We start from the raw sequence: 23,110 nt of genomic DNA on the forward strand, positions 1-23,110 counted from the left end.
TACACGCTGACCAACCTGCGGCCCACCGGCTTCCAGCCGAAGGTCACCGGAATGGACTGGCTGGCCGACGGCCGATTCGTCATCTCCACCTGGGGCGGCAGCGACCAGTCCGGCACCTCCCAGGACGGCGAGGTCTGGATCATGGGCAACACCGGCGGCGCGACCGGGCCGGGCACCGTGACCACCAAGAAGATCGCCGGCGGCCTCAAGGAACCGATGGGACTCAAGATCGTCGACGGGGTGGTCTACGTCTCGGAGAAGCAACGGCTGACCCGGCTGGTGGACACCACCGGCGACGAGGTGGCCGACCAGCTCCAGACGGTCGCCACCTGGCCGTACGGCGGGAACTTCCACGAGTTCGCGTTCGGCCTGCTCTACCAGGACGGATTCTTCTACCTGAACCTGTCGGTGTCGATCAACTCCGGCGGCGCCACCACCAACCCGCAGCCGGCCGCCAACCGCGGCACCACCCTCAAGGTCAACAAGGACACCGGCGCGGTCAGCCACGTCGCCGGCGGGCTGCGGACCCCGCACGGCATCGGCTGGGGCCCGGAGGGCGGCATCTTCGTCACCGACAACCAGGGCGGCTGGCTGCCCTCGTCCAAGCTGGTGCACATCAAGCAGGGCCGGTTCTTCAACCACTACCTGAACCCGGCCGGCCCGTTCGACGCCAACCCGGTCACCCCGCCGGTGCTCTGGATGCCGCAGAACGAGATCTCCAACTCGCCCAGCACGCCGCTGTACCTCACCAGCGGCCGGTACGCCGGTCAGTTCGTCATCGGCGACGTGACCTACGGCGGCCTGCAGAGGGCCAGTGTGGAGAAGGTCAACGGCGAGTACCAGGGCGCCCTGTTCCGGCTCACCCAGGGCCTGGAGGCGGGCGTCTCCGAGGTCAACGTCGGCCCGGACGGCGCGATCTACGTGGGTGGGCTCGGCGCGGGCGGCAACTGGGGCCAGACCGGCAAGCTGTCGTACGGCCTGCAGAAGCTGACCCCGACCAGCACCACCACCTTCGAGATGCTGGCCATGCGGGCCACCACCGCCGGGTTCGAGGTGGAGTACACCCAGCCGGTCTCCGCGGAGACCGCCGCCAACCTGGCCGCGCACTACAAGATCAAGCAGTGGCGGTACCAGCCGACGGCCAGCTACGGCGGCCCGAAGATCGACGAGGAGACGCTGACCGTCACCTCGGCGACCCTGTCGACGGACGGGAAGAAGGTCACCCTCGCGGTCAACGGGCGCAAGGCCGGCCACGTCGTCCACCTGCGCTCGCCACGCCCGTTCACCTCGACCAGCGGGCAGTCGCTGTGGAGCACCGAGGCGTGGTACACGCTCAACGCCATCCCGGGCGTCACCCCGCCGCCGACCGGCGGGATCAACCTGGCGCTCAACAAGCCGGCCACCGCGGACAGCTCCTGCTCGGCGACCGAGGGCCCGGCCAAGGCCGTCAACGGCAGCGTCGCCGGCGGCAACGGCGACAAGTGGTGCTCGAAGGGCACGGCGAAGTACCTCCAGGTGGACCTCGGTGCCAGCTACGCGGTGAACCGGGTGGTGGTCAAGCATGCCGGCGCCGGCGGCGAGAACACCGCCTGGAACACCCGGGACTTCACGGTCGCCTCCAGTGCCGACGGCACCGCCTGGACGACCCGGGCCACGGTCACCGGCAACACGGCGAGCACCACCACGCACGACGTCACCGCGCCCGGAACACGCTACGTGCGGTTGGCCATCACCGCGCCGACCAGCACCGGCGATCCGGCCGCGCGGATCTACGAGCTGGAGGTGTACGCGGGCACCGCTGGCGGGTCGGGCCGCATCACCGGCGTCGGCGGCAAGTGCCTGGACGTGGACAACGCGGGCACCGCCGACGGCACCAAGGTGCAGCTCTGGACCTGCAACGGCACCGGCGCCCAGTCGTGGAGCCGCGTCGGGGACACCTACCGGGCCCTGGGCAAGTGCCTGGACGTGGACAACGCCGGCACCGCCGACGGCACCAAGGTGCAGCTCTGGACCTGCAACGGCACCGGTTCCCAGGTGTGGCAGCCGGAGCCGGACGGGTCGATCCGCAACCCGCAGTCGGGCAAGGTGCTGGAGGCCGCCGGCGCCGGCACCGCCGACGGCACCCAGATCCAGATCGGCACGTACGCGGGCGGCGCCCACCAGAGGTGGGTGGTCAGCTGACGCTGGACGTGGGGCGGGGTCTGACCGGCAACCCGGTCAGGCGCCGCCCCAGGCCCCTCGTACGGCCGCGGCGTCGGTCAGGGGCCCTGCGGCAGCGGCTGGGCCAGCTCCTTCAGATCCGCCGGGAGCTGGGACAGCGCGTCCTCGAACTCCCGGTGGCCGACCACCCGGTGCATGGTCTGGAGCACGGCCCGGGAGCCCCGCTCCGCGGTGGGTCGGTCGGTCCCCGCGCGCTCGGCGACACGCCGCAGGAACTCGTCGTAGCCGAACACCTCGGGCGCCTCGGCGACCTTCACCAGCAGCGGGCTCAACTCTGTGGCCAGGTGGGGTGCCAGCGTGGCCGCCTCGCCGCCGCTGAGCCGCTCGGTGAGGGTACGCAGAACCGCCTCGGTCAGCGGTCGCGCCTGCTCGGGCGGGACACCCGCCCGTGCCGCAACCTTGTCGACGAACGCCAGCTCAGCCATGCCCCCGCCCTTCGTTCCGGAGATGCATGGCTACCCGGGCCGACCGACGGCAAACCCGGGACCGGTCCCGGTGCGATCCGACGGCAGGGGTGTCCGTTTTGCGGACGGGAGCGCTGTGCGAGCATGAGTGTCCTCTGTGTCTTCCCCCACCCCTCAGCGGAAGGACGCCCGTGGCAGAAACCGCCCCTGACCCGGCCACCGACGGCACCAAGATCGACACGAGCGTCCCGCACTCCGCCCGGATCTGGAACTACTGGCTCGGTGGCAAGGACAACTTCGAGGTCGACCGGCTGGCCGGCGAGCAGGTCCGCGAACTCTTTCCCGCGATGATCGAGACGGCACGCGAATCCCGCGCGTTCCTGTCCCGCGCGGTGCGCTTCCTCGCCGGCGAGGCCGGGATCCGGCAGTTCCTCGACGTCGGCACCGGGCTGCCCACCGCCGACAACACCCACCAGGTTGCCCAGCGGGTCAACCCGCAGAGCCGGGTCGTCTACGTCGACAACGACCCGATGGTGCTGGCACACGCGCGAGCGCTGCTGGTCGGCAGCCCGGACGGGCTGACCCGGTACATCCACGCCGACCTGCGTGACCCGCAGGCGGTGCTCCGGCAGGCCGACGAGCACCTCGACCTCAGCCAGCCCGTCGCGGTCCTGCTGTTCGGGGTGCTGGGCCACGTCGGCGACGACGACGAGGCGGTCGCCATCATCCGCGCCCTGCTCGACGCGGTCCCGTCCGGCAGCTATCTGGCGCTGTCCGACGGCACCGACACCAGCGCGGCGGTCGTCGAGTCGCACCGGCAGTACAACGAGAGTGGCGCGCTGCCGTACCACCTGCGCAGCCCGGAGCGGATCGCCCGGTTCTTCGACGGCCTGGAACTGGTCGAGCCCGGCCTGGTGCGGTTCACCCACTGGCGGCCCGAGCAGGATGGCCCGCCGGCGGACCTGGACGGCTACTGCGCCGTCGGCCGCAAGCCCTGACCCGCGCCGACCCTGAGCGGTGTCCGGCGGGCGGGCTGCCGCCGGACACCCGCGACGATGGGTCGACGACGGGTTCTGTCGGTTGGTCCGCGAAGCACCGGCACCGTCTCGTACCGTGAGGTCGGACGGGGAATCCGGCTGCCCGAGGGCGGCCCGCGCCGCAGGAGGAGCCGATGGGAGTCGACCTGCCCGAGGTGATCGACCGGTACTTCCGGGCCGTCGGCGACGGTGACCTGGAGGCCTTCGTCGCCTGCTTCGCGGACACCGCGAGCGTGGCCGACGAGGACCGGGTGCACGAGGGACGGGCCGCGATCCGCGCCTGGCGGCAGCGGACGATGGCGACCTACTCGTACACCGCGGAGCCGGTGACCGTCACGCCGCAGGCGGGCGACTCGTACCTGGTCCTCGCCCGGGTGTCGGGCAGCTTTCCCGGCAGCCCGGTCGAGCTACGGTACCGGTTCACGCTGCGCGACGACCTGATCGGTGCCCTGAACATCCGCCCGTAGCGACCGTCTGATTGAGCCGGCAGGAGGAGACGACGTGCCGCGTGTCTGGCTCATCACCGGCAGTTCCCGGGGTCTCGGCCGGTCGCTCGCCGAGGCGGTGCTGGCCGACGGCGACCGGCTGGTCGCCACCGCCCGCGATCCGGCGCAGCTCGGCGACCTGGCCGACCGGCACGGCGACCAGATCCGGACGGTGGCCCTCGACGTCACCGACCCCGCCGCCGCCCGCACCGCCGTGCACAGCGCTGTGGACGCGTTCGGGAGCCTGGACATCCTCGTCAACAACGCCGGGTACGCCGACGTCGCCGCGATCGAGGACATGCCGGAGGACGACTTCCGGGCCCAGATCGAGGCCAACTTCTACGGGGTGGTCAACCTGACCCGCGCCGCCCTGCCGGTGATGCGCGAGCAGGGGCGCGGGCACATCGTCCAGGTCTCCAGCGTCGGCGGGCGGGTCGGCGGGCCCGGGCTGGGCGCGTACCAGCCCGCCAAGTGGGCGGTCGGCGGCTTCTCGGAGGTGCTTGCCAAGGAGGTCGCGCCGTTCGGGATCCGCGTCACCACCGTCGAGCCGGGCGGGCTGCGGACCGAATGGGCCGGCTCCTCGATGCGCACGCTGCCGATCAGCGAACCGTACCGGCCGGTCATCGAGCCGGTCGTCGAGCGGCTGCGCCAGGCCAGCGGCAGCCAGCCGGGCGATCCCGTCCGGGCCGCCCAGGCGATCATCCGCATCACCCGGGTCGACGACCCGCCCGCGCGGTTGCTGCTCGGCGCCGACGCCGTGGCGGTCGCCTCGGCGGCCGCCGAGTCCCTCGCCGCGTCCGACGCGCGGTGGCGCGAGCTGAGCGAGTCGATCGTCTTCGACCCGGCTCCGTGACCCTGCCCGACCCGGCGACGGCGACGCGGTGGGCACGATCGCCGCCGACTCTGCCGATGCCTGGCTCTGGCCGGGTCACCGGGGCGGGGCGACGGCTCAGGTGACCGTGACGGTGACGCTGTGCCAGCCGGTGGCCCCGTCCGGAAAGGGCGTGGCGCGGGCCTCGGTCTGCATCGCCCCGATGCCGTCGACGGCGCGGACCCGGACGGTGTGGCTGCCCGGTCGGGCGTCCCACCGGTAGGTCCACTGCCGCCACAGGTCCGCCGACGGGCCCGCGCCGAGCCGGGCCGGCTGCCAGCGGCCGTCGTCGACCTGGACCTCGACCGCGCTGATGCCGCGCCGCTGCGCCCAGGCGACACCGGCGATCATCAGCGGGCCGGCCGGGCGACGCGCGAACGGCTTCGGGGTGTCGATGCGCGAGGCCGTCTTCACCGGCGCGTCGGCGGCCCACCCGCGCCGCACCCAATACGGGTCGACCTCGTCGAACGTGGTCACCCGCAGCTCGGTGAGCCACTTGCAGGCGCCGACGTAGCCGTACAGGCCGGGCACGAGCATCCGGACCGGGAAGCCGTGCTCCACCGGCAGGGGCTCACTGTTCATGGCGACGACCAGCATGGCGTCGCGGCCGTCGAGGATCGCGGTCAGCGGGGTGCCGATCGTCATGCCGTCGACCGAGCGGCTGAGCAGCTGGTCCTGCCCAGGCCGCAGGCCGGCCTCGCGCAGCAGCGGGGCGAGCGGCACTCCCGTCCACCGGGCGGTGCCCACGTACGGGCCGCCGACCTCGTTGGACACGCAGTTGAGGGTGATGTCGCGCTCGACCAGGTCGCGGGCGAGCAGGTCGGCGAAGCTCCAGGTGCGGGGCCGCTCGACCGCGCCGGCGAGCCGCAGCCGCCAGGTGTCGACGTCGATCTGCGGGACGGTGAGCGCGGTGTCCACCCGGTAGAAGTCGCGGTTGGCGGTAACGAACGCCGGACCGCCCTCAACCGCGACATCGGGTGGCAGTGGCGGGGCCGGGGTGGCCGGGGGCGGGATGCGTACCGCCGACCGGGACCGTGTGCCGGCGGCCCGGCGCCCGCCGACGGCCTGCCCGCCGGTGGTCGCCGCCACGGCGGTGAGGGTGGCGGCGGCGGCGGTGGTGAGGAACTGCCGGCGGTTGAGTAAGTGGGGCCGTCCGGAGGCGACGGCTGGCCCGGGTCGGGCGTCGCGCAGCAGCGCGAGCAGGGCACCCGCGCCGGCGGCGACGCCGACGAGGGCGGGGACGGCGTCCGCCACGGTCGCGGCGGGGCGGGCGAGTACGGCGGCGACGAGGACAGCGCCCAGCCCGACGAGGCCGGTCAGACCGGCTCCGGTCCGGCGGATCGCGGCGATGCCGAGCACGACCGCGACCAGCACCAGGACGGCGAGCACACCACCGAGTAGGACGATCTTGTCGGCGGTGCCGAAGGTGCGGATGGCGAACGCCTTGACCGGCTGGGGTGCCAGGTCGATGGCGGTGGCGCCGACGGCGAGGACCGGATCTCCCACCGGGTCGGTGAGCGCGGCGGCGAGGTGGGCGACGCCCAGCGTGACGGCGGCGGTGAGCAGGCCGACGAGGGCGCCGGTGCGGTTGGGGCGCGGGACGGGGGGCCGCCCCGGCCGGGGGTCCACCGGCCGAGGCGTGGTCGTGGTCGGCACGGTTCAGCTCTTCGGCATCAGCACGGTGTCCACGATGTAGACGGTGGCGTTGGCGGTGGAGACGTTGCCGCAGACCACCATCGAGGCGCCGTCGACCGTGAACGAGTTACCGCTGCCGGTCACCGTGATCTCGTCGCCCTGGAGGGTCTTGTGCGTGCCGGCCAGGGTGTCCGGGGAGAGGTGGGTCGGCACCACGTGGTGGGTGAGGACCTTCTTCAGCATGGCGTCGTCGGCGAGGACCTTGCCGAGGTCCGCCTTGGGGATCTTGGCGAACGCGTCGTTGGTCGGCGCGAACACCGTCACCCCCTGCGCACCGTTGAGCGAGTCCACCAGATTCGCCTTCTGCACGGCGGAGACCAGGGTGGACAGCAGCGGGTTACCGGAGGCGGCGGTGGCCACCGGCACCTTCGCCATGGCCTGGCAGCTGCCCGCGTCGGCGGGATCGGTCGGCACCACGGCGCAGCCCGGCCCGAACTGCGCGGTCATCATCGACGAAGTAGCCGACGGCATCGGTGCGTCGGCCGAGGCGCTGGCAGCGGTCCCGCCGCTGGCGGTGCTGTCGGTGTCGCTGTCGCCGCAGCCGGCGGCGAGGGTCAGGATGGCGATCGCGCCGATGGTGACGAACAGACGCCGGTTCATTCGAACTCCTCAGGTAGGTGACCGCGGTGGTGCTCGTACCGGTGATTCGGTGCGGTCGAGCCGGCGGATGGGTCGGATCGTCGACAAGCTGACGGCACGCCCCCGATCGCCGCCGAACGGAGGACACGGCCGGCAGGCTGGTGGGTGACATGATGTGCCGACAACGGCTGTCACGACGAGGAAGGTGCTGCTGCCCGATGGCGCACTTCGAGGCCCGGACGTCCACGGCGCCCGGCCAGATCGTCGTCACGCTGTCCGGCGAGTGCGACCTGGCCACCCGGGAGGAGCTGACCACCGTGCTGTCCGCGGCGGTCCGCGGCGCGCCCGTGGTCGTGGTCGACGTGGGCGGGTTGCGCTTCCTCGACCCCAGCGGCCTGCACGGTCTGGTGACCGCCCACCAGACCGCCCGCGCCGCCGGTCGGCGGTTGTACGCCGTCAACGCCAGCGGGCCGGTCGCCGCCGTGCTGGACATCACCGGCGTCGGCACCCTGCTGCAACCGCCCGCCGACGACCCGCGGCTGGCGGGCTGATGGCGGCCGGCCGGAGGGAGACCCGGATCGTGGCCGAGCAGTCGGTGTCCACCCGCGCCCCGGACACGATGGCGTACCAGGTGGCGACCGACCTGCGAGCGCTGCGCGCGTTCGTCTGCACCGCGGCCCTGGCCCGGGGCCTGCCCCCGCACCGGGTGGAGCTGCTGATGTTGGCCGTCAGTGAGCTCGCCACCAACACGTTGCAGCACACCACCGGCGGCGGCCGGGTCCGGGTGTGGGCCGAGGCGGACCAGTTGTTCTGCGACGTCATCGACCAGGGGCCGCCGGTGCGCGCGTTCGGCCGGGACATGCCGCCGGCCGACGCGGTACGGGGGCGGGGGCGGGCGATCGTCGAGCAGGTCTGCGACGAGGTCGCCGTGCTGACCGAGCCGGAGGGAACGGTGGTGCGGCTCCGGCTGGGCCTGTGAGCCGGGCGGCTCAGGGCAGCACGCGTACGGCCAGCGCGCAGGTGTCGTCGTCCGGGCTGGGCTGGTGCAGCAGGTCGCGCAGACGGCCGAGGGTCTGCTCCCCCGGCTCGGCGGAGAGCGCCGAGAGCACCGACCGCACCTGTTCCAGCCGGTCCTCCTCGGGCGCGCGCCGCTCCACCAGCCCGTCGGTGTAGAACAGCACCAGGTCGCCCGGACGCAGTCGCGGGGTGAGCACCGGGTACACCGAGTCGTCGGCGGCGCCGAGCAGCAGGCCCGGCGGCCGGTCCAGCGGGCCGGTCCCGCCGTCGCGGGACAGCAGTGGCGCCAGGTGCCCGGCGCGTCCCCAGCAGAGCAACCGAGTCACCGGGTCGTAGACCGCGACCACCGCGGTCCCGGTGATCGCGAGCTGACCGCAGAGTCGGTTGAGGTGCCCGAGCAGCACCGCCGAGTCCCGGATGCCGATCGACAGCCAGGCCACCAGCGCGAAGCGCAGATGGGCCATCCCGCTGGCGGCGCTGAGGCCGTGGCCCGCCACGTCACCGACCGCGAGCACGACCGACCCGTCCGGCAGGGTCTACGCGTGGTACCAGTCACCGCCCACCCGCACCGCGCTCTCCGCCGGCAGGTAGTTGACCATCGCCTCCAGGCCGGCCAGCGGAAACGGCTCGCGGGGCACCGGCTGGATCAGGTTCTGCAACTGACCGGCCAGCCGGTGCTCGGCCAGCGCCGTCATCTCCCGGGTGCGCAACTGGTCGCTGAGCTGCTCGATGGCGGTCCGCGAGTCCACCCTGGCCGTCACGTCCTGGCACCACGGCGTGGATCTTCAACGGTGTGCCGTCCGCGTCCCGCGAAACGTCGGACAGAATCCGTAGGTACTTCACCAAGCCCGCCGCCCGGAACCGGACCGTCACGTCCGAGGAGGCTCCACTGTCCAGCGTCTGCCAGGCCGCCTCGCGCAGCATGTGGTCGTCCGGCAGCAGGGCGGCCGACTGCTCGGCTCGCGACAGCGGGCCCAGCGCCGGGTCACGCTCGAAGATCCGGTACATCCCGGGTGACCACTGGCTGACCCCGCTCGCCAGGTCGTACTCCGCCCAGCCGAGGCTGCCCAGCAACTCGGTGCGCTCCAGTCGACGCAGGTCCTCGTCGAGCCGTTGCCAGGTCACCAGCAGGCCGCCCAACACCCGGTGCACGTGCACGTCGAACAGCGAGTCGGCGACGACGCCGCTGCGCTTCTCCACGTACCGGAAGTCGGCCAGCCGGCCGGGCGCCCCGGTGGCCAGCACGTCGAGGTACAGCCGCCAGAGCGGACCGTCGACCATGCTGGGGTACAGCTCGGTGAGCCGCGCGCCCACCCGGTCGGTCCCCCGGCCGTAGATGTCGTGGCCGTCGCCGCTGGTGGCCGCGATCCGGAAGTCCGCGACCGCCCGACCGTCGTCCGGCACCGGCAGCAGCCACGTGCAGCCGGCCGGAACGACCGCCAGGATCTCCCGCACGACCTCCTCGACCGGCCGCGCCGCCCCGGCGGCGTGCGTGGCACGCCCGCCCTGGTCCGCCATGCCAGCAGCCTAGCCACCGGCCGCCCCGCGGCCCACAGCCACCGCGTTCATGCGACGCGCGTCCGCCGCCGGACGCGACCCGCCGCCGGCCGATCCGCACCCGTTCGGACCGCGCCGGCTGCCACAATGCGGACAGCCCCGGTGGACGGTGGCGCCGGGTGAACCCCGATCAGGAGGACGGCACCATGCCGGACAGCGAACGCGAGGCGGAACTGCTCGATGCCGAGCGCACCCTGCAGGCGGCGCAGCGGGCCGGCGACGTGGCGGCCCTCGACCAGTTGCTCGTCGACGAGCTGATCGCCATCGGCCCGGAGGGCGGCAGGCACACCAAACGGGACGACCTGACCGCGCACCGGGACCGGACCTCGGTCATCGAGGAACTCGTCGAGGAGGAGCTGGAGCTGCTCGTCGCCGGGACGACCGGCGTGACGTTCTTCCTCGGCCGGGTGGCTGGAGTGTTCGACGGCACGCCGTTCGCGGCTCGCCTGCGGTACACCCGTACCTGGATCCATGACGACGCGCACGGTTGGCGGGTGCTCGCCGCGCACATCAGCCCGGTCTGACCCGCAGGCCGGGTGACCGCTGGCGCGACCAGCTCAGGTGGTGGACTCCAGCTCGTCGAACGCCAGGGTCCACCAGGACTCCGGCTCGGCGAACGCCGTCGGGTCGACCTCCCGCAGGCCGGCGCGAATCCGTGCGGCGCGGGCCGCCCGCTCCCGCCCGCCCGGGTCGGTGGCGATGAGCTGGCCCAGCCGGTACAGGAACTCCACGAACGCGGCGAAGCTGCTGTTGACCGTCTCCAGGTTCGGCGTCTGGAGATCCAGCAGCAGCACCTCGCCGGTCGCCGCGTCCAGGCAGAACAGCAGCATCGGGTCCTCGGGCGAACTGCCCAGCACGATGTACGCGCGCGGCGCCTCGTCGCCCACCTCGATGCGCAGGGTGGAGAAGAGCTCCACGTCGGGCGCCGACACGTCGACCGTGAACAGGATGGGCACCTCGACCGGCAGGGCGCCGTACGGCGGGAACACCTCCGGCCCCAACGGGCCGAGGATCGCCTCGAAGCGCTGGTCCGGGAAGTAGATGACGCCCCGCTCGCCCCACAGCGCGACCAACTCCTCGCGGGTGACGGTCACCGCCCGTCCCTCGCGTCGGCGTCGTCGTCCGGCTCGTCGTCGTCCTCGTCGTCGAGCAGGCCCTGCTGGTCGAGGAAGGCGTGCCACTGGTCGTCGGCGGGGGTCAGGTCGGCGTAGCCCGGGCCGAGCAGGTAGTAGTGCACGAAGGAATCCAGGTCGGGGGCGAGCTCCTCGAAGGCGTCCGCCATGAACCACTCGGTGCCGGTCGGCGGGAAGTACCAGATGGCGCCGGTGCCCCGGTCCATGAAGATCGGCTCGTCGCTGCGGGTGCCGATCACCAGCCAGCCCGCCCGGTCCTCCGGGATGGCGGAGAAGTCCGGCGCGTAGTCCAGGTGGTACTGGATGCCGGTGAGGGTGGACGTGGACGCCAGCTCGATCCGGCCGGCGCGCAGCCCGTCGGCCACCAGCAGGAGATCCCGCAGGTCGGCCGGGAGGTCCGCCGGCACGGCGTCGGTGGCCGCGCCGTCGCCGAACTGGGCATACCCCAGGCTCGCCGGCTGGTCCTCGGCCAGGTCGGCCCGCAGCTCCTCGATGAGCTGGTGCAGCTCGGGGGTCAATCCACCACCTCTATTCGGATCGGGGTCCCGTCCGGCAAGGTCTGGATCTGCCCCCAGATCTGCGAACCGATGTCCGTGTTGGTTCTACCATGCAGCAACTTGAGGTTGTCGACGGTGTCCGGGCCGCCGAGCTGGAGTTCCCATACGTGGTCCGGGTGGTAGCTGCTGAGGCGTTGGCTGAGCCGGTTGGCCAGATCCTTGTCGTGCGGCCAGTACTTGTCCCAGATCTTCTGGCGGATCCGCTCCTTGTAGCCGTCGGTGAGGCTCTTGTCCCGCTCGACGGGGTTGGTGGCCTTGTAGAGCTTGCCCTCGTCGCTGAGCTTCTTCAGCGCCGCCATCTTGCGCCGGAACTGCGAGGTCGCGTGGAAGTCCTTGCGCTGGACCCGGATCACCTTCGTCGGCAGGCTGTGATCCGGCCCGGTGACCCGGACGATGGGCTTCTCCAGCTTCTCGACCGCCTTGCGGACGATCTTGCCGGCCGCCGGCTTCGCGGCGACGCCGCGCGCCTTCCTCGGCTTGCTAGGCATCGAGCAGCTGCCCGATGACCTGGTCGATCAGCAGACCCACGATCTCCCGGGTGATCATCTGGAAGATCGGGATCTCGGCCAGCGAGGCGCCGAAAGTGGCCACCGCGGTCACGATCGCCTGCGCCACCTGAAACGCGAGGATGGCCAGCTGCACGATCAGCTGGATCTTCAACGCCAGGACGATCACCGCACAGACGATCAGGCCGGCGCCGAGGATGACGGCCGCCTGGGCGCCGTCCCGGAGCACCAGCGGACCGTGCTGCTCACCGGTCCACCAGCCCTGGAACGCCTGCACCGCCGGGCCGACGTTCTGCGACCACACCTGGGCCGCGCCGGCGTCCGCCTCGCCGGCCGTGGCGCCGATCCGACCGGCGAACTCGATCCAGGCCTGGCCCATCTCGAAGAGCTTCTCCTCGTCGCCCTCCGGCCAGGTGTAGCCGATCCAGCCGAGCGCGGTGACCAGCTCACCAGGCAGCTGCAGACCCATCGCGCTACCCCAGCCCGCCGGCCAGCGAGCGCATCGTGCCCGCGCCGTCCTCGTCGACCCGGTCGTACGCGTCGGCCATGGAGCTCAGGTCGCCACCGGCCGAACCGATCTCCTCCACCGCGAGCCCGAGGCAGTCGAAGACGTACGCGGCGACCTCGGTGTAGGCCACCCCGATCAGCGAGCCAATGTCGTCGGCGCCCCAGGGCTGGCCGTGACCGGCCATCTGCGCCTCGAAGCCGTCCAACTCGTCGAGGAAGCGGCCCGCGAGGTCGGAGACCGTCGTGCCGGCGTCGCGCAGCGTCTGCGGCTCCACCTCGAACCCGTTGCCGCTCATCGCGGGCCACCTCGGGCCAGCCGGTCCTGCGCCTCGGTCAGTGCCGCCAGGAACGACCCGAGCCGCGGCACCGCGGTGTCCCGGACCTCCGCCAACTGCTCCCGCAGCTGCGACAGGTCACCGGCCTGCGGCGGGGTCGTGGCGCCCCGCATGGCGTCGATCGCCGCGTTGACGGCCGTGGTGATGTGCTCGGTCAGCTCCTCCGAACCGAGCCGCATCAGCCGGGGCTCCACCCAGAGCGACCGCAACCGCCCGTCCGGGCCCAGCTCGGCGCGGACCTGACCGTCCGCGGCCTCGCCGGCCGGCGGCTCGGCCGGCTCCCCGTCGGCGCCGGCGGCCGGTGCGCTGACCGCCCCCAACGCCTGCATCGTCGCGTCCAACATGCGGGTGAAATCGCCACTGACCGGATCCGCCGCCATCTGCCCTCCCCAAGGCCGAACGGGCCGAGCCTAACGGACGGGTACCACGACTTCACCACGCCCAGCCGGCGTTCGAACACCGTCCCGCGTGGACGGCAGTCGGGCCGCGACCACGAGGTCGTTGAGCTCAACCGACCCGGCGGGCTGTTCGGGCAGCCTACTGTCGTGCTGTGCCTGGTCGAGCCGGGCGGCCAACTCGGCCAGGTCGCGGTCGAGGGTCGCGCCCGGGACGAGGTCGTCCAGTACGCCGTGCTCGGCGGCCCGCTTCGCGGCGATCAGGTCGGGCAGGTAGGCCGGCGCGGGTTCGGTGTCGAGCAGGGCCGGCAGGTTCGCCTGCATCCGGCCGGTACGCAGCAGGTGAACGCCGGTGAGCAGCGACCGGAAGGTGTACAGCAGCGGCTTGAGTTCACCGGTGGCATCGAACAGCCGCCGCTGGCCCGCGGCGAAGCCACGGTAGTGATGACCGTGGTGCCGGGTCACCGTGAGCGGCGCCAGCTCGATCAGCGCCGCGTGCACCGCCGTGGTGTGCACCACCAGGGGTGACAGCAACTGTTCGAGCACGTAGCCGTTCCGACGCAGCATCAGCCGTACGAACTTGCGCAGGTCGTGCGTGACCAGGTCCAGCTCCACCCCGTCGCGGTCGGTCATGACCGTGCGGGTCTCCGCCGGCTCCGCCAGCCCGATCACCTGCTCGACGGGCAGCAGGTGCGCGCCGCGCAGGTCGACGTCGGAGTCGGTGGACGGGAACCCGTACAGGTGGGCGCCGGAGACGGTGGCGAAGACCAGCGGGTGCGGCTGCTCGGCGACGATGCCCGCCAGGTCGACGCCGGCCGGCAGGCCAGCGCCCTCCCACGCGGTCACGACGGGCACCGCACGGAGCGGTCGCGGACCGAGATCAGCCACTGCTCGACCCGCGCCTCGTCGGGCCGGTCGGGCAGCGGACTGGTGGCCAGGTCCGCCGTCAACCGGGCGACCAGCCGGTCCCGCCAGGCGACGATGTCCTCCCAGGGCACCTCACCGGCCTTCACCGCCAGCAGTCGGTCCCGGTCGGCGCCGACGTCCAGCACCAACCGCCCGGTGCGGACCAGGTGACCGCCGGCGGCCAGCAGCCGGATCAGATGCATCACGTGCCGCCAGGTCGGGGTGCCGGAGCGGGCGATGCCGCGCTCGGCCTTGCCGAACTGTGCGGTGGCGTAGCGCAGGTAGGTGTCCGCCACCCGCCGGGACAGGAACGCCGGCGCGAGCGCCCGCAGTTCCTCGCCCACCGGGGTGCACGTCTCGACCAGCGGGGAGTGCAGCACCTCCAGGACGGTGGGGTTCGCCGCCAGCCCGAGCACGCAGACCCGCTCCACCTCCCAGCGCATCTGCTCCGGCAGCGGGCCGTCGTGGTGCCACGCTGGCTTGCGTAGACCCCAGAACGCCGAGGCGGGCAGGGCGTACACCCCGCGTCGGTCGGTGTCCGAGGCGGCGCCGGACAGGCCGAACGCGCGGGAGCCGACGACCACCTGCAGGATCGTCCGGTCGTCGACCAGTTGATCCGTCAGCGCGTGCTCCATCGCCGCCTCCCCCGAGCGTCGGGTCGGCGGCTCCGGCCGGTCGACATCCGGTGCACACCATGCCTGTTTCGCGGCGCGCCGTCGAGCCCGTTTCGTCAACTCACGGTGGCGTCGACCGGGCCGACGCGCAGCACGCCGTCGTTGAGCGGGGTGCAGCGGATGCCTCCGGTGGTGCGCAGCGCCTTCCACGTACCCGGGCCGACCGTGACGTCCATCCAGGCGCAGGGGCGGGCGGCCCGGTTCACCCGCAGGCTGACCGGGCCGTCGCCGGAGTCCAGCACCAGCACCTTGCCGATCAGCTCGTCCACCGCGATGCCGGTGGTGAGGACGTTGCGGCGGACCTCCGCCAACCCGATGCCGGCTGGCAGTGACTCCTGGGCGATCACCGTCACGCTGGCGTCGCGGTGTGCGGGCTGGCCGAAGTACCGGTCGCCGACGATGCCGAGACCGGCCCGGATACGCACCACGTCGACCAGCTCACCGGGCGGGGCCGGAACCGGGCCGTCGGCGGGCCGGCCCAGGAAGCGGTGCACGGGCGAGGCCAGCAACTCGACGATCTGCGGCATGGCACGGATTCTACGAACCGGATGACCCCCTCCGGGCCGGCTCTGCGTTCCCGGCCGGCGGGCGATTCGCGCATCCGGCAGCCAGTGGGGACGGCGGTGATCGTGCCGCCGGCCCCACCGGTGCTCAGGCCGGCGTGCCGGTGACGGTCAGGTTGCGCAGTCGGCCCACGTTGTCGAACGAGCCGAAGCCCACCCGCCCGGAGCCGAACGTGCTGTCCTTCGCGGTCATCAGCGGGTCCCGTCGCCCGTCGACGTAGACCGCGATCTCGCCGGTCGCCGGCAGGTGCACGACCCGTACGCGGTGCCAGTCGGCGTCGGTGATCGCCGGGTTGGCGCCGCGCGACCGGCCGTTCCACTGGTGGTCGATGCGTTCCCGGTCGGCGTTGTCGACCTTGAAGATGCCGTTGTGCGGGTAGATCGTGTTGTCGGTGGAGAGGTGGGCGTAGTAGAACTCCGTGTCCGAGCGCCAGCCGAAGACGATGATCACGTCCCGGTTGGTGACCTCCACCGGCGTGTCGAGCCGTACCCGCGCCTCGACCTCGACCGACGACCAGGCCGGTCCGGCGGTCAGGACGGCGTACTCGAACGGCCGGCGCGGGCCCGGCCGGCTGACCCCGGCCTCGGCGAGGATGACCTGGTCGTGGGTGAACTGCCACTTGGCCGGGGTGACCGGCGCCCAGTTCGATGCTCCCGCGGTGCGCCGCAGGGTGGTGTTCCCGACGTCTCCGCTGGCGAAGACCCGGGTGCCGGTGACCTTCCAGATCTTCCCGTTGGCCTTGGCGAGCACGTAGAGCTCACCGGCGGCGTCGGTGCCGAAGCGCAGGTCGACGCGGTTGGGATCGCCGGGCGCGCCGGGCCCAGAGAGGTCCCGCATACGGACCGGGGTTCCCTCGGCGTCGAAGAGGGCGAGCTGGTGGATCGGGGCCAGGCCCCGCCCGCGGCGCATCTCGTTCGCCTCGGTGTAGAGCACCCGACCGTCGACCAGGTCACCGAACACGTACTTGCCGCGCAGCGCCGGCACCGCGCGTCCCCGGTAGACGAACCCGCCGGCCACCGCGACGCCGACGTCCGCGGTGCAGTTCCAGTCCGCGGCGGGGTCGTGGTCGTACGCGGCGACGGGGTACGTGTATCCGTACCGGTCGTCGTCGGCGGGCAGCGGGAAGAGCCGGTCGCAGGGATTGGTGGCCGCCTTGTCGAAGACGAAGGATCCTTCGCGCTCGCTCCAGCCGAAGTTGTCGCCGGCGCGGACCTCGTAGATCGCCTCGATGGCGTGTTCACCGATGTGCCCGAGGTACATGCGGCCGGTCGCGCGGTCCCAGCTGAAGCGGTGCGGGTCGCGGAAGCCCAGGGCGTAGATCTCGCCGAGCGCGCCGGCGCGGCCGACGAACGGGTTCCTGGGTGGGATGCCGTAGCGCCCGTTGGCGGCGTTGGTGCCCCGGGGGTCGATCCGCAGCAGCTTGCCGTGCGGCATGCCCAGGTTCTGCGGGTCGGTGTTGCGCACGCCCAGACCGCCGTCGCCGACCGCCAGGTACAGCAGGCCGTAGTCGGGATCGTGGCGCTTCGCGGTGGGATTGAAGTTGATTTCCTGGATGCCGTGCACCTGGCCGCCGAACCCGATGCGCAGGACCTCCCGGCGGGTGCCGGCGAACGTGTCGGCGCTCGGGTCGGTCGCCGTCCACTCGGTGATGACACCGTGGTAGATCGTGCCGGCCTGGGCGTAGTCCGGCGTGGTGGTCGTCGCCGACGCCTGCTCGGTGTGGATGGTGTAGAACCGGCCGTTGGCGCCGAACTCGGGGTGGAAGGCGACGTACCCGAAGCCCTGGCCCAGGCCGCGGCCGGAGAAGAACTGCGGCGCGAAGGTCGCCGCCACGTCGAGGTAGACGTGCGGCACGCCATCTTCGACCAGGTAGAGGCTGCCGTTCAGGTCGGGCACCGCGCGCCGGCCGGAGCCGTCGGGCACCTCCATGATGGTGTTGATCCGGGCGGTACGCATGAGCCGCTGATCGGTCGGTGCCGGGTTCGGCTGCGACTGCGGGAAGCTGGCGTACTCGCTGAGGACCAGCCCGAGCCGGGACTGGATCGGCATCTCGGGGACCGGGTCGTACACCGCGGCGGCCGCGGCCCGGGCGGGCGTCGCGAGCACGGTGGACAGGATCAGCACCACGGCGGTGAGGCCGGCCGTCAACACGGACCTGCGGATACCGTGGGCGCTGTCGTGGAGGATGAGCACGCGTGTCTCCTTCTCGGTGGGACGGTGCCGAGGGTGGTCAGCGGGCCAGGTGGCGGTACTGCCTCCGCACATCGCTCGCGGAGACCACGCTGTCGAGGAACATCAGGCCGTCCATGCGGCAGTCACACGGGTTCCGCTCCACCGTGTCCTGGGGGAAGCTTCCGCCGATCTTGATGCCCCGGGGGTCGGACGCGGTGGTCACGTGCGGGCCCGGCCCGGACACGAGCCACGGGTCGTCGGTGCGGGTGTAGAAGCCGCTGACCGGTTCGCCGTTGCGGTAGAGGGCAAGGGCGCCGGTGCCGAAGTCGAAGGTGGCGGCGAGGTGCACCCACTCCCCCGCCGGCAGCAGGTCACGCCAGTCCTGGCTCGCCGCGAACGTCTGCGAGTTGCCGCCGTCGAGGCGCCGGCCGAGCGCGACGAGGCGCAGCTCACCGTCGACGTCGATCAGCTCGAGCAGGGCCCGGACGCCGTGGCCGTCGGAGTCGCCGGTCAGCACCCCGGCCAGGCCGATGGCGTTGTACCGGTCGTTCGGGTCGGCGGTGGTGGAGTTGGGCAGGGGGTTGTCCATCTCCAGCTTGAACCAGCCCATCACGGTGGTGCCCGCGGTCGCGCTGAAGGCGCGGAGGGTGCGCACCCCGCTGGCTGACCAGGTGCCGGCCTTCCAGTCGTCGTTGCCGGCCACCGCCGGGTCGACCTGCCGGGTCCGCACCGCGTTGCCGCTGCCCCGGTAGGCGTGGTCCCGTACCCGCATGGCGGCGCCGCCGTTGACCAGCTCGATCTCGGTGCCGGAGCGGCCCTGGTCGCGCTCCAGCGCGGCGTCGCCCGGCACCGGGTGGTCGAAGTCGTAGGCGGCGACCAGGTGCGCTCGCAGGGCGGGGTGGACGTCGGACGGGCGATGCCGGTCCGCCTGCGCCGGGGGCGCCCCCGCTCCGGTGAGCGCGCCGATCGCCAGGAGGGAGACGGTGGCGACGGCCGCTCGTCTGGCCCTGGACATCGGTTCACCTCATTTCACGGCACGCCGGTGCCGGGTACGTAAGCGCTTACGTAAGCGCTTACGTACCCTAGGCTTCGATCAGCGTCACTGGCAATAGATCGGGTGACATGGATGTTTCCGGGGAGTCGCGGATGCCCAGGGCTGGCCAGCGGCCGCGCCTCGTCGACGTGGCCGATCGCGCCGACGTCTCGCTGGCGACCGCCTCCCGGGCCCTCGCCGGCCGCGACGGCGTCAGCGCCGAGGTGGCCGACCGGGTCCGTCGGGTCGCCCGCGAGCTGGGGTACGTCGCCAACCCGTACGCCCGCACGCTCGCCGGCGGCGCCAGCTCCACCGTGGGCCTGATCGTCCACCAGGTCGACGACCCCTACTTCTCCGAGATCGCCGGCGGGGTCATCCAGCTCGCCGCCGAGCAGGGGCTGCTGGTGCAGATCTGTCAGTCCGGCCGGGACCCCGACTACGAGCTGCAACAACTCCGCCACCTCATCGCCCAGCGGGTCGGCATCATCCTGATCAGCGGTTCGGGGTACGACGACCCCCGGGTGGAGGCCGAGGCCAGGGCCGAGCTGGCGGCGTTCCAGGACCACGGCGGCCGGGTGGCCGCGATCGGGCGGCACGCGCTCGGCGTCGACGCCGTCCTGCCCGACAACGAGGCCGGCGGCAACGCGCTCGCCCACCACCTGATAGATCTCGGCCACCGGCGGATCACGGTCGCCGCGGGCAGCGCCGGTCTCACCACGGTCGCCGACCGGCTCGCCGGCGTCTCGTCGGCACTGCGGCAGCGCGGGCTGACCCCGGCCGACCTCGCCGTCGTGCACGGCGACTTCACCCGGGGCGGCGGGCGGGCGGTCACCGAGCAGATCCTGAACGAACACCCGGAGACGACCGCGATCATCGCGCTCAACGACGCGATGGCGATGGGGGTGCTGTCGGCGCTGCGGTCCCGCCGCGTCCCGGTCCCCGGGCGGATGTCGGTCGTCGGCTTCGACGACGTCTCCGTGGCGGCCGACCTCGCGCCCAGCCTCACCACCATCCGGCTGCCGATGACCGAGATGGGTCGTACCGCGCTCAGCCTGGCGCTCAAGCCCCGCTCGACGCGTCCCCGGCGGCGCTCCACCGGGCACCTGCTGGTCGTCCGCGACTCGACCGGTCCCGCCCCGACGCTGTGAGGCGGCGGGGCACGCTCGGTCGGAGTCTGTTCGAACCGCGCCACCGCAGGGGATGATCTCCGGATGACAGCGACGAGGGGTACACAACCACTGCGCGGGGCTCTGTTCCTGGCGGCGGCCACGGTCGGGGTGTGGTTGCTCTGGCTGGGCTGGGACACCGAGTACGACGTCGACCCGCAGACCGGTTCGCGCAGCGGCCCGTACGAGGCGTGGCAGGTGATCGGCTGCGTGCTGACGCTCGCGCTGCTCGCCGTGCTCGCCGGCACGCGGCTGAGCCCGTGGCTGGTGGCGCCGGTGATGACGGTGGCCTTCACGGCGGCCTGGTCGTGGGGGGCGTTGTCGTCCGACGACAGCGGGTTGTGGGCCGTCGGGGCGGTCCTGGTGCTGGTCGGGATGGCGATCGGCAGCACGGCGGTGAGCCTCGGCGCACGCTGGGCCAGTCGGCGGCTGGCCCGCCGACCCAGCTAGCCGGCGCCGACGTGCGCTGGCCGCGACCGCCTCGCTCGGCCTGCTGGAGAAGGCCGGCGACGGCTACCGCAACTCGGCGCTGGCCGAGCAGTTCCTGGTCAAGGGTGGCCCGTACTACTTCGGAGCCCAGGTCCGCTACTCCGACCTGCGTACCTACCTGCCCTGGCACCGCATCGGGGAGGCGCTGCGCACCGACCGGCCACTGACCTGGGACCCGCAGGCCCAGCAGTCGATGTTCGACACCACCGACCCGGAGATGCTGGCGCAGTTCTGGGACGCCATGTACTCCACGTCCAGCTTCACCGCCGGTGCGCTGGCCGACGCGTACGACTTCTCCGCGCACCGCCGGCTGCTCGACGTCGGCGGCGGTGCCGGAGCGTTCCCGATCGAGTTCTGCCGCCGCCTGCCGGGACTGCGGGCGACCATCCTGGACCTGCCGCACGTCTGCGCGCGGGCCGAGGAGCGGATCGCCGCGGCCGGCCTGACCGGGCGGATCGACACGCTGCCCGGCGACTTCCTCGCCGACCCGGCGCTGCCGGGCGGGCACGACGTCATCCTGCTCAGCATGATCCTGCACGACTGGGACGAACCGACGAATCGCGCGTTGCTGGCCCGGTGCCACGCGGCGCTCCCGCCCGGTGGGACGGTCGTCATCTGCGAGCTGCTGCTCAACGATGAGCGCACCGGGCCGCCGGAAGCCGCTCTGATGGGCATGAACATGCTGGTCGAGACCGAGGGCGGCCGGAACTACTCGGGCGCCGAGTACGTCGCCTGGCTCGCCGACGCCGGCTTCGTGGACGTCCACACGGTGCCGTTCGACGCCCCGGGCGCCAACGGCGCGGTGGTGGCCCGCCGGCCCTGACCGTCGACGCCGCCCGGCCCACGCGAGCCCGAGGGCCTGCGTGGGCCGGGTGTGGCGGCGGGACCGCCGCGCTGGCGTCCGATCAGATGCCGGTACGGATCAGGCCCGAGCCTTGGCCGGCTGCTTGATGAAGTTCAACACCGCCTTGTTGATGTCGTCGGCGTGTGTCCACGGGATGCCGTGCGGCGCGCCCTTGAGCGTGATGAGCTGACCGGTCGGCAGCATCGGCCCGAGCCGCTGGCCGGTCACCGGGAAGGGCAGCACGTTGTCCTTGTCGCCCTGGATGATCAGGACCGGCACGTCGATCTTCGGCAGGTCGGGCCGGAAGTCCTCCTGCCAGGCGGTTACGGAGTCGTGGGTGGCCTTGCCGGAGGCCATCGTGCCGATCTGCCAGTGCGCGTGGTACGCCTCCTCGCTGACCAGCTTGCCCTTGTTCTCGCTGTAGTTGAAGAACGCGTCGCAAAACTGGGTCAGGTAGGCGAAGCGGTCCTTGATGATGGCCTGCTGGAAACCCTGGAAGAGGCTCCTCTCGACGCCCTCCGGGTTGTCCTGGGCCTTGGCCAGCATCGGTTGCAGCGGGCTGAGCAGCACCGCCTTGCTCACCCGCTGCGAGCCGTAGTTGCCCAGGTAGCGGACCACCTCACCGGTGCCCATCGAGTGACCCACCAGGATCGCGTCGCGCAGGTCCAGTTCGTTCATCAGGATGTCGAGGTCCGCGGCGAACGTGTTGTAGTCGTACCCGAACGCCGGCTGGGCGGAGTTGCCGTTGCCGCGACGGTCGTAGGTGATCGTCCGGTATCCGGCGTTGAGCAGCGCCGTGGTCTCCTTCTCCCAGGTCGCCCCGTTGAACGGGAAGCCGTGGATCAGGACCACCGGCTGACCGGATCCGTGGTCCTCGTAGTACAGGTCGATGGGCGCGGAGTTCTCCGTACCCACGGTGATGAAAGGCATGTTCTTCTCCTGCTCCGGTTCGGGCTGTCGGACGTCAGCGCTTTCCCGCCGGATCGCCGGATATGCCGGCCCACCTGCCAGCCGCGTCCCCAACCTCTCTGGACAGAACACCTAGTCTCGGGGCGTGAGCCTTCCGCCCCGGCTGCGGGCCGTCAGCGACCTGCACATCGGCTATCCCGAGAACCGCTCGTTCGTGCGGGAGTTGCGCCCGGGCAACGACGGTGACTGGCTGCTCGTCGCCGGCGACGTGGCCGAGCGGTACGCCGACATCGAGTGGGCGCTCGGGCTGCTCAGCAGCCGGTTCGCGCGGGTGCTCTGGGCGCCGGGCAACCACGAACTGTGGACACCGCCCGACGACCCGGTGCGGCTGCGCGGCGAGGAGCGCTACCGCGAGCTGGTGCGGCTGTGTCGGCGGCTGGGGGTCGTCACGCCGGAGGATCCGTACCCGGTGTGGGAAGGCGAGGGTGGTCCGGCCACGGTCGCCCCGCTCTTCGTGCTGTACGACTACACGTTCCGGGTGCCCGAGGCGAGCACCAAGCAGCAGTCGCTGGACCTGGCGTACGAGGCCGGGGTGGTGTGCACCGACGAGGCCCTGCTGCACCCCGACCCCTACCCGAGCCGGGAGGCGTGGTGCGAGGCCCGGGTCACCGAGACCGAGCGCCGGCTGGCCGAGCGCGACCCGGACCTGCCGACCGTGCTGGTCAACCACTATCCACTGGTGCGCGCACCCACCGACGTCCTGTGGTATCCGCAGTTCGCCCAGTGGTGTGGCACCGTGCGGACCCGGGACTGGCACCTGCGCTTCGGTGCGGCCACCGTGGTCTACGGGCACCTGCACATTCCTCGTACGACGTTCCATGACGGGGTGCGCTTCGAGGAGGTTTCCCTCGGCTACCCGCGCGAGTGGCGACGGCGCGGGCCGGTGCCGGACCCGGTACGCACCATCCATCCGGCGGACGACCTGCGCCGGATGCAGCAGCCGACGGGCTGACACGGGGGCGGCCACCCGTCCTCTCCGATGGCCGCCCGCTCGC

The 23,110-nt window shown here is 72.3% G+C and carries 27 protein-coding genes and 1 pseudogene; 11 read left to right on the forward strand and 17 right to left on the reverse strand.

Features of this window, described 5'->3' with window-relative positions:
* Positions 1-51: 51 nt before the first annotated feature.
* Positions 52-2,181: a ricin-type beta-trefoil lectin domain protein gene (locus ABZU69_RS01345; RefSeq protein WP_354962426.1), complete on the forward strand. Its 2,130-nt coding sequence runs from the start codon at positions 52-54 to the stop codon at positions 2,179-2,181.
* Positions 2,182-2,258: 77 nt separating this feature from the next.
* Here ABZU69_RS01345 and ABZU69_RS01350 read toward each other — a convergent pair whose 3' ends face one another.
* The gene (locus ABZU69_RS01350; protein ID WP_354962427.1) at positions 2,259-2,645 is read right to left on the reverse strand and encodes a DUF2267 domain-containing protein; all 387 of its coding nucleotides are present in this window, start codon (positions 2,643-2,645) and stop codon (positions 2,259-2,261) included.
* A 170-nt stretch (positions 2,646-2,815) separates the two neighbouring features.
* Here ABZU69_RS01350 and ABZU69_RS01355 point away from each other — a divergent pair, with 170 nt between their 5' ends.
* The 3 genes from ABZU69_RS01355 (at position 2,816) to ABZU69_RS01365 (ending at position 4,999) form a co-directional block, all read left to right on the forward strand.
* On the forward strand, positions 2,816-3,622 hold the full coding sequence (locus tag ABZU69_RS01355; RefSeq protein WP_354962428.1) for an SAM-dependent methyltransferase: 807 nt from the start codon (positions 2,816-2,818) through the stop codon (positions 3,620-3,622).
* A 173-nt stretch (positions 3,623-3,795) separates the two neighbouring features.
* On the forward strand, positions 3,796-4,128 hold the full coding sequence (locus ABZU69_RS01360) for a nuclear transport factor 2 family protein (RefSeq protein ID WP_354962429.1): 333 nt from the start codon (positions 3,796-3,798) through the stop codon (positions 4,126-4,128).
* Between the two features lie 34 nt (positions 4,129-4,162).
* Positions 4,163-4,999 carry an oxidoreductase gene (locus ABZU69_RS01365; RefSeq protein ID WP_354962430.1) on the forward strand — a complete coding sequence of 279 codons (837 nt, stop codon included), beginning with the start codon at positions 4,163-4,165 and terminating at the stop codon, positions 4,997-4,999.
* A 96-nt stretch (positions 5,000-5,095) separates the two neighbouring features.
* Here ABZU69_RS01365 and ABZU69_RS01370 read toward each other — a convergent pair whose 3' ends face one another.
* Together ABZU69_RS01370 and ABZU69_RS01375 are read right to left on the reverse strand one after the other, a co-directional pair.
* The gene (locus ABZU69_RS01370; RefSeq protein WP_354962590.1) at positions 5,096-6,646 is read right to left on the reverse strand and encodes a molybdopterin-dependent oxidoreductase; all 1,551 of its coding nucleotides are present in this window, start codon (positions 6,644-6,646) and stop codon (positions 5,096-5,098) included.
* A 30-nt stretch (positions 6,647-6,676) separates the two neighbouring features.
* Entirely contained in the window at positions 6,677-7,312 is a 636-nt protein-coding gene (locus ABZU69_RS01375) for a fasciclin domain-containing protein (protein WP_354962431.1), read from the reverse strand.
* Between the two features lie 197 nt (positions 7,313-7,509).
* Here ABZU69_RS01375 and ABZU69_RS01380 point away from each other — a divergent pair, with 197 nt between their 5' ends.
* Both ABZU69_RS01380 and ABZU69_RS01385 read left to right on the forward strand, forming a co-directional pair.
* Complete coding sequence (locus ABZU69_RS01380; RefSeq protein WP_354962432.1) at positions 7,510-7,842, forward strand: STAS domain-containing protein; 333 nt, start codon at positions 7,510-7,512, stop codon at positions 7,840-7,842.
* A gap of 29 nt (positions 7,843-7,871) precedes the next feature.
* Entirely contained in the window at positions 7,872-8,270 is a 399-nt protein-coding gene (locus ABZU69_RS01385) for an ATP-binding protein (protein ID WP_354962433.1), read from the forward strand.
* 10 nt (positions 8,271-8,280) lie between these two features.
* Here the strand turns inward: ABZU69_RS01385 and ABZU69_RS01390 are convergent, their stop codons facing one another.
* Together ABZU69_RS01390 and ABZU69_RS01395 are read right to left on the reverse strand one after the other, a co-directional pair.
* Positions 8,281-8,823 (reverse strand): PP2C family protein-serine/threonine phosphatase, encoded by a 543-nt coding sequence (locus tag ABZU69_RS01390; protein WP_354962434.1) that lies wholly within the window; start codon positions 8,821-8,823, stop codon positions 8,281-8,283.
* A 37-nt stretch (positions 8,824-8,860) separates the two neighbouring features.
* A complete protein-coding gene (locus ABZU69_RS01395; protein ID WP_354962435.1) occupies positions 8,861-9,826 on the reverse strand; it encodes a hypothetical protein in 966 nt (321 codons plus the stop codon).
* Positions 9,827-9,984: 158 nt separating this feature from the next.
* On the opposite strand from ABZU69_RS01395, the gene ABZU69_RS01400 reads away from it, so the two are divergent.
* Positions 9,985-10,389 carry a nuclear transport factor 2 family protein gene (locus ABZU69_RS01400; RefSeq protein WP_354962436.1) on the forward strand — a complete coding sequence of 135 codons (405 nt, stop codon included), beginning with the start codon at positions 9,985-9,987 and terminating at the stop codon, positions 10,387-10,389.
* Positions 10,390-10,422: 33 nt separating this feature from the next.
* Here ABZU69_RS01400 and ABZU69_RS01405 read toward each other — a convergent pair whose 3' ends face one another.
* The 11 genes from ABZU69_RS01405 to ABZU69_RS01455 form a co-directional block, all read right to left on the reverse strand.
* Positions 10,423-10,959 (reverse strand): SUKH-4 family immunity protein, encoded by a 537-nt coding sequence (locus tag ABZU69_RS01405; protein WP_354962437.1) that lies wholly within the window; start codon positions 10,957-10,959, stop codon positions 10,423-10,425.
* Positions 10,956-11,516 carry an SUKH-4 family immunity protein gene (locus ABZU69_RS01410; protein WP_354962438.1) on the reverse strand — a complete coding sequence of 187 codons (561 nt, stop codon included), beginning with the start codon at positions 11,514-11,516 and terminating at the stop codon, positions 10,956-10,958. The genes ABZU69_RS01405 and ABZU69_RS01410 overlap by 4 nt, the downstream gene beginning before the upstream one ends.
* The gene (locus ABZU69_RS01415) at positions 11,513-12,043 is read right to left on the reverse strand and encodes an endonuclease (RefSeq protein ID WP_354962439.1); all 531 of its coding nucleotides are present in this window, start codon (positions 12,041-12,043) and stop codon (positions 11,513-11,515) included. The genes ABZU69_RS01410 and ABZU69_RS01415 overlap by 4 nt, the downstream gene beginning before the upstream one ends.
* Entirely contained in the window at positions 12,036-12,530 is a 495-nt protein-coding gene (locus tag ABZU69_RS01420; RefSeq protein WP_354962440.1) for a hypothetical protein, read from the reverse strand. The genes ABZU69_RS01415 and ABZU69_RS01420 overlap by 8 nt, the downstream gene beginning before the upstream one ends.
* 4 nt (positions 12,531-12,534) lie before the next feature.
* Positions 12,535-12,864: a hypothetical protein gene (locus tag ABZU69_RS01425; RefSeq protein ID WP_354962441.1), complete on the reverse strand. Its 330-nt coding sequence runs from the start codon at positions 12,862-12,864 to the stop codon at positions 12,535-12,537.
* A complete protein-coding gene (locus ABZU69_RS01430) occupies positions 12,861-13,283 on the reverse strand; it encodes a YbaB/EbfC family nucleoid-associated protein (protein ID WP_354962442.1) in 423 nt (140 codons plus the stop codon). Before ABZU69_RS01430 ends, ABZU69_RS01425 begins: the two co-directional genes overlap by 4 nt.
* Before the next feature lie 30 nt (positions 13,284-13,313).
* Positions 13,314-14,120: a nucleotidyltransferase domain-containing protein gene (locus tag ABZU69_RS01435; protein WP_354962591.1), complete on the reverse strand. Its 807-nt coding sequence runs from the start codon at positions 14,118-14,120 to the stop codon at positions 13,314-13,316.
* Positions 14,121-14,140: 20 nt separating this feature from the next.
* A complete protein-coding gene (locus tag ABZU69_RS01440) occupies positions 14,141-14,839 on the reverse strand; it encodes a nucleotidyltransferase domain-containing protein (protein ID WP_354962443.1) in 699 nt (232 codons plus the stop codon).
* Between the two features lie 95 nt (positions 14,840-14,934).
* Positions 14,935-15,405, reverse strand: coding sequence for a molybdenum cofactor biosysynthesis protein (locus ABZU69_RS01445; protein WP_354962444.1), 471 nt, complete (start codon positions 15,403-15,405; stop codon positions 14,935-14,937).
* Positions 15,406-15,529: 124 nt separating this feature from the next.
* On the reverse strand, positions 15,530-17,635 hold the full coding sequence (locus ABZU69_RS01450) for a PQQ-dependent sugar dehydrogenase (protein WP_354962445.1): 2,106 nt from the start codon (positions 17,633-17,635) through the stop codon (positions 15,530-15,532).
* A 37-nt stretch (positions 17,636-17,672) separates the two neighbouring features.
* On the reverse strand, positions 17,673-18,629 hold the full coding sequence (locus ABZU69_RS01455) for a LamG-like jellyroll fold domain-containing protein (RefSeq protein ID WP_354962446.1): 957 nt from the start codon (positions 18,627-18,629) through the stop codon (positions 17,673-17,675).
* Between the two features lie 131 nt (positions 18,630-18,760).
* Here ABZU69_RS01455 and ABZU69_RS01460 point away from each other — a divergent pair, with 131 nt between their 5' ends.
* The 3 genes and pseudogenes from ABZU69_RS01460 to ABZU69_RS01470 all read left to right on the forward strand — a co-directional run.
* On the forward strand, positions 18,761-19,795 hold the full coding sequence (locus tag ABZU69_RS01460; protein ID WP_354962447.1) for a LacI family DNA-binding transcriptional regulator: 1,035 nt from the start codon (positions 18,761-18,763) through the stop codon (positions 19,793-19,795).
* Positions 19,796-19,858: 63 nt separating this feature from the next.
* Positions 19,859-20,263 (forward strand): hypothetical protein, encoded by a 405-nt coding sequence (locus ABZU69_RS01465; protein WP_354962448.1) that lies wholly within the window; start codon positions 19,859-19,861, stop codon positions 20,261-20,263.
* Between the two features lie 16 nt (positions 20,264-20,279).
* Positions 20,280-21,125, forward strand: a pseudogene (locus ABZU69_RS01470) (methyltransferase); the annotation flags it as partial.
* A gap of 99 nt (positions 21,126-21,224) precedes the next feature.
* Here the strand turns inward: ABZU69_RS01470 and ABZU69_RS01475 are convergent.
* Positions 21,225-22,076 carry an alpha/beta hydrolase gene (locus ABZU69_RS01475; protein WP_354962449.1) on the reverse strand — a complete coding sequence of 284 codons (852 nt, stop codon included), beginning with the start codon at positions 22,074-22,076 and terminating at the stop codon, positions 21,225-21,227.
* Positions 22,077-22,200: 124 nt separating this feature from the next.
* Here ABZU69_RS01475 and ABZU69_RS01480 point away from each other — a divergent pair, with 124 nt between their 5' ends.
* On the forward strand, positions 22,201-23,067 hold the full coding sequence (locus tag ABZU69_RS01480; RefSeq protein ID WP_354962450.1) for a metallophosphoesterase: 867 nt from the start codon (positions 22,201-22,203) through the stop codon (positions 23,065-23,067).
* Positions 23,068-23,110: the final 43 nt, after the last annotated feature.

It is taken from the genome of Micromonospora sp. NPDC005206 (genome assembly GCF_040608175.1).
Lineage (GTDB): Bacteria > Actinomycetota > Actinomycetes > Mycobacteriales > Micromonosporaceae > Micromonospora.